Source organism: Glutamicibacter sp. NPDC127525, from assembly GCF_042672105.1.
Classification (GTDB): Bacteria; Actinomycetota; Actinomycetes; order Actinomycetales; family Micrococcaceae; genus Glutamicibacter.
In genome coordinates this window covers 1-5,041 of record NZ_JBHXVN010000014.1, presented here as the reverse complement: position 1 = coordinate 5,041, position 5,041 = coordinate 1, and the positions used below count along the sequence as shown (strand labels likewise).

General features: G+C 53.0%; 3 protein-coding genes and 3 tRNA genes. 1 reads left to right on the top strand and 5 read right to left on the bottom strand.

Translation table 11 applies throughout. From position 1 onward, the window contains the following. A partial coding sequence (locus ACFVHU_RS18550; RefSeq protein ID WP_388026056.1) for a hypothetical protein occupies nucleotides 1-210 on the top strand: 210 nt, incomplete at its 5' end. A 58-nt stretch (nucleotides 211-268) separates the two neighbouring features. Here ACFVHU_RS18550 and ACFVHU_RS18545 read toward each other — a convergent pair. The 5 genes from ACFVHU_RS18545 to ACFVHU_RS18525 form a co-directional block, all read right to left on the bottom strand. Continuing rightward, nucleotides 269-344, bottom strand: a tRNA-Glu gene (locus ACFVHU_RS18545). Nucleotides 345-392: 48 nt separating this feature from the next. Beyond that, a tRNA-Gln gene (locus tag ACFVHU_RS18540) sits at nucleotides 393-464 on the bottom strand. Between the two features lie 286 nt (nucleotides 465-750). Next, a tRNA-Pro gene (locus ACFVHU_RS18535) sits at nucleotides 751-824 on the bottom strand. A 109-nt stretch (nucleotides 825-933) separates the two neighbouring features. Beyond that, nucleotides 934-2,310, bottom strand: coding sequence for an FAD-linked oxidase C-terminal domain-containing protein (locus tag ACFVHU_RS18530; protein ID WP_332504510.1), 1,377 nt, complete (start codon nucleotides 2,308-2,310; stop codon nucleotides 934-936). A gap of 176 nt (nucleotides 2,311-2,486) precedes the next feature. After that, nucleotides 2,487-3,911 (bottom strand): amino acid permease, encoded by a 1,425-nt coding sequence (locus tag ACFVHU_RS18525; RefSeq protein WP_388026053.1) that lies wholly within the window; start codon nucleotides 3,909-3,911, stop codon nucleotides 2,487-2,489. Nucleotides 3,912-5,041 lie beyond the last annotated feature (1,130 nt).

Here is a 5,041-nt window from a genome sequence, read left to right as displayed (position 1 = left end):
TACGGGCTCAACGGGCTCAACGGGCTCAACGGGCTCAACGGGCTCAACGGGCTCAACGGGCTCAACGGGCTCAACGGGCTCAACGGGCTCAACGGGCTCAACGGGCAGTTTCCCCTCACCCGCGCTAGACCTGCAACTCTGCGCCGTTACATTACTGACGGATTACCCTGCTTAAGGAGGTATCAGCGGAAGCCGCTGTCGGTTCCGTAGAATCCTCGGTTTTTGGGCATAAAAAAATCGCGAAACATAAGTTTCGCGATTTTTGCTTTGGTGACCCCAACGGGATTCGAACCCGTGTTGCCGCCGTGAGAGGGCGGAGTACTAGGCCGCTATACGATGGGGCCGTATGCTGAAGATTAATCTTCAGCTCACCAAATCTCTTTGGTGAAGCGCTGGGATACCAGGACTCGAACCTAGAATGACGGAACCAGAAACCGTTGTGTTGCCAATTACACCATATCCCAATGTGACTTGGTATTCATTTGCTTCAGCAGCCGAAGCTGATCTGCGCTGAACGCCTTAGCACGAGATATAACTATACCTAAAAAATTCACGGATCGCACATCCTGGGGCAATATCCTCGAGTGATCTGCAGCTCGTTTATTGAAATGCCTGTAACAGACCTGAGCTTCGCTACACGTCAGCCGATAAATTGCCGCCGAAGGAGGCAGGTCCACTTGACCTGTCACTGCGTGCTGAGACGACTGCTTAATGCAAAAGAGGGAACCGAAGTTCCCCCTTAGCTGTGTGTCGGGATAACAGGATTCGAACCTGCGACCTCGTCGTCCCGAACGACGCGCGCTACCAAGCTGCGCTATATCCCGTGGTTACAACCATTTCACTATACACCCTGCAGAATTCTCATCAATGCCCGGCATAGCTACTCTTTTCTTTGCCGCCAAGTCCTTAGCCGGGCCTCGCAGCTTAAGACCATTAGATAGCTTTCCCAGGATTCAAGATATTCAACGGGTCCAAAAGGTTCTTGATCTGCTGTTGGAGTTCGATCACTTCTGTTGCTTGTTCCCATTGCAACCAATCTTTTTTGATCAGCCCGACACCGTGTTCGCCAGTAATTGTGCCGCCCAGTTCCAGTGCAATACGTACGGAGCTTTCAACTGCACGGTCAAGCCTCGCTAGTGGCTCGTTGCCGTCTTCCGGTTCTACAGAAAACGTCGGATGCAGATTGCCATCCCCTACATGCGAAATCATCCGCATGTTTACGTTTTCGTCCCGCGCAGCCCGTTGAACGCGGTGCACGTATTCAAGCATCTTGCTTTTCGGAATCGCGACATCCTCTCCAGTCCGGTAAGCATCGTCTTTAGTATCACCCCGGCTGGTTCGGCGCATTTCGATCAGTTGCGTAGCACTCGGATCTGCCGAATTGCTTAGCTGGGCATTGCGGTCTGCGAAAACACTGCGGAGAGCGGTTTCTTCACGCTCGGCGCCATAGCCATCCAGTCGAGCCAAGAGCATGGCACCGCCGTGACCTGCGTAATTCGTCGAGTACTGTTCATCAAGAATGAGCAGAGTCGAATGATCAATGAGTTCCAAAATGGCAGGCTGAATTCTGGCTTTGGCAATCAGTTGAACGCCCTCGACTGCTTCTTCCAGGCTGGGGAACAATAGAGCTATGTCTCGCTCGTCTACCGGGAGATAGCGCAATCGGAGAACTGCGCGAACGACAACGCCCAGCGTGCCCTCTGACCCTGTGAAAAGTGCGGCGAGATCATACCCTGCTACACCCTTAAACGTATTCTTGCCAACGCGGATTAGTCGGCCGTCTGCCAATACTACGTCTAGGGAGAGCACTGCTTCTCGGGTCACGCCATACTTCGCGCACCGCAGGCCTCCCGCGTTGGTTGCGATGTTGCCGCCAATTGTAGACATCTTGTAGCTAGCAGGATCCGGGGCGTACATGAGGCCGAATTCGGAAACGGCTTCGTTCAGCTGATGATTGATGACGCCAGGTTCAACCACAGCGACCTCATCTTCCGGGCGGATCTCTAGGATTCTATTCATCTTGCTCAAGTTCAAGACGACGGCATCACCTAGTACGTGTACACCACCAGAAACACCTGTGCCGGCACCGCGGCTAATGACCGGTACCTTGTATTCGCTAGCCAAGCGTAGAACGTGTTGTACATCCGCTACGGAACTGGCGAAAACCACGGCCAGCGGTTCAATGGGATCCCCCGACAACTGACCGAAGTCTCTAGAGTTTTCTCGAAGCAGCGGGCCCGCTGTTTCAATGGCATTCTCTGGTAATGCCGCGCTGAGGGCATCTAGAAATCCGGCATGGGAAGCGGCCATCTTTATCTCCACGGATCGTTGCGTGCAAGTATTTACCTGAGACTACGGCTTTTGAGGGTCTTTGCCGAACTTGATGACTTGGCAATTTACTAGTAGCTCGGTTCAAAACTGCGTTTGCACCCTCATGGCCAGCCAGTCCGGGGCCGGCATACGTCATTGCCCTATTATTTATCGGGCTAAGACCGTTCAGCTGCTGCATTTTCTTTCGATTGCGCTGCTTGGATTTCTGCTTGAAGAGCTTTTCCTCTGACGAATAGTCGATAACAGACGCCCAGGATTGCCACCCAGATTAGACCGGTAATGAGTGCACTACGCGTATCCGGAATAATGCCGATTAAGATGATCACGAAGATCATGAAGGCCAGCGCCAAGTAGCTACCCACTGGCCAAAGCGGAACTGGGAATGCAGATGGTTCAAGATTATCTCTGTCTATCCGGTGCTTCATCCGAATATGAGAGATCAGGATCATCGACCAAACAACGACGGTGGCGAAAGTAGCCAATGCAGCAATGAGGAAGAAGATCTCATCTTCGAACCAGATGTTCAGCACTACACCAATAAGCAATGCGCCGATCATCGATAGTGAAGTCACCCATGGGACCCCGTTAGCCGTGGTCTTCGTGAATACCTGTGGCGCCTGGCCTTGTTTGGCCATACCGTGAATCATGCGTCCCGCGCCGAAGATGTCTGCGTTGATTGCTGAGAGTGCCGCAGTGATGACGATGAAGTTCAGGACATTTGCTGCTGACGAGAAGCCGATGCTGGAGAAGATCGAAACGAATGGACTTTCACTACCATCAATCGTGTTCCACGGCTGAATGCACATGATGACACCGAGCGTGAGTACGTAGAACAGCAAGATGCGCACTGGCACAGAGTTAATTGCCTGCGGAATGACTTTACGCGGGTTTTGCGCTTCACCAGCGGTAATGCCGATCACTTCGGTGCCGCCGAAGGCAAACATGACAATGGTCAGGGAAGCGAGAATGCCCCAGACACCATGCGGCATGAAGCCGTCGCCAGCAAAGAGATTGGATAGACCTGCAGCTCCTTCGCTTTGGTTGCCCAACCCGAAGACGATTACGAGAACGCCACCAGCGATCATTGCCATGATAGCGACGACCTTGATCAAGGAGAACCAAAATTCCAGTTCGCCGAAGACTTTGACCGAGAGCAGGTTCACGGCGGCAATGAAGAAAACAACTGCCAGGATCCAGATCCATCGTTCGACGTTGGGAAACCAGAAACCCATATATACGCCAAAAGCCGTCACGTCAGCCAGGGCCACCACAAACATTTCAAACGTGTAGGTCCACCCGGTTGCAAAGCCAGCAAAGCGTCCAACGAATTCAGTGGCATAGCTTCCGAATGAGCCGGAGGTCGGATTGCGGACTGCCATTTCTCCCAACGCACGCATCACCATGAACACCACTGCCCCACCGAGTATGTATGCCAACAGCACCGCTGGCCCAGCCATTTGAATGGCGCTTGCGGAACCATAGAACAAGCCTGTGCCAATAGCAGACCCTAGAGCGATAAACCTGATGTGCCGTGTGCTTAAACCACGTTTCAAGTTTTGACTTGTCTGGCTAGTACGCATGCTGCTCCTCCGATATTCCTAACTGCATCAGAGGTTTGCCGCTCACTTTTCATGGTGTGCTTCAACCCCGACATCCATGTAATCGCAGTCACACGCATCTTGGAGTGGGGAAAAAGACAAGATAGTCCGGTACCTCAGACTCTTGGTGAAAAGAAGCTGAGATACCGGACGGCAATTCTTCCAACGGGTATCTCGGGACAGCGTGATGGGCATTCTGGAATTTGGACCACTCGCGAGCTGTCGATAGTAGTACACATCCCGGCATGCAACGCAGTCAGATACTCGTGAATCCAATTGAAGGATCATGCTGCGCGATCCTCACCAACGACCTTGAGAATGCTTAAATGTGCTTGCGCAATCCCTCGATATCGAGGCAGGATTCCGATACGGCTGGCTTCAACGTGCTGCACGTCAGTGGTCAGCAGCCACGCCCGCCTGTGTCCGTCATGTTGTCCACCAGAAGTCAAAGCATCTACTGTCCGTAAGCGTCCGCGTCTTCAGAAACATGACACCGGTGCCTTCAGGCGGTGAATGACAGTATCTATTGCTTTCAAGTCTTTCCAAGACGAGGTCCACAATGACGTTCATTGGCCTGACCCGGTGAATTCTCGCAGTCTTGGTTCCCTTGGTCGGTCGAATCCCCTTACGCCGAGACCTATGGTTGCCAGTTGCTCTCACCATTGCACGCCGGCAGGTGAATGTGGTGCAACTGCGGGAATCGTCTTCCGAAACGGAGCTGTCGCCTTGGTGCCTGAAACTCAAATTACGCAGTCGACCAGCTGGCATTTTTAGTCGATACCCGTCAGGGAACAAATATGGCTCAGCAAGGCTGGCTGGGCCGACAACCTGATCTTCAATTTGGATAAGAACTCCAGTGAATAATTCTCGGGTAACCTGGCCCTCGTCATCCGGTGCAAGCAACTGAGCTCGCCGGCAACCTTGGCCAACACAAATACCCTGGACGCACTGGTCGTTAAAGCAGGAGGGGAGGAGGAACCAAGCAGCACCAGCTGCCCAATTCCCCCTCCCCTTCCCGTTAAACAGGTGAGGCCCCGGCACCAAACGGTACCAGGGCCTCAAACCATCTACTCAAGTTAAGTCCGGCGGTGACCTACTCTCCCACACCCTCA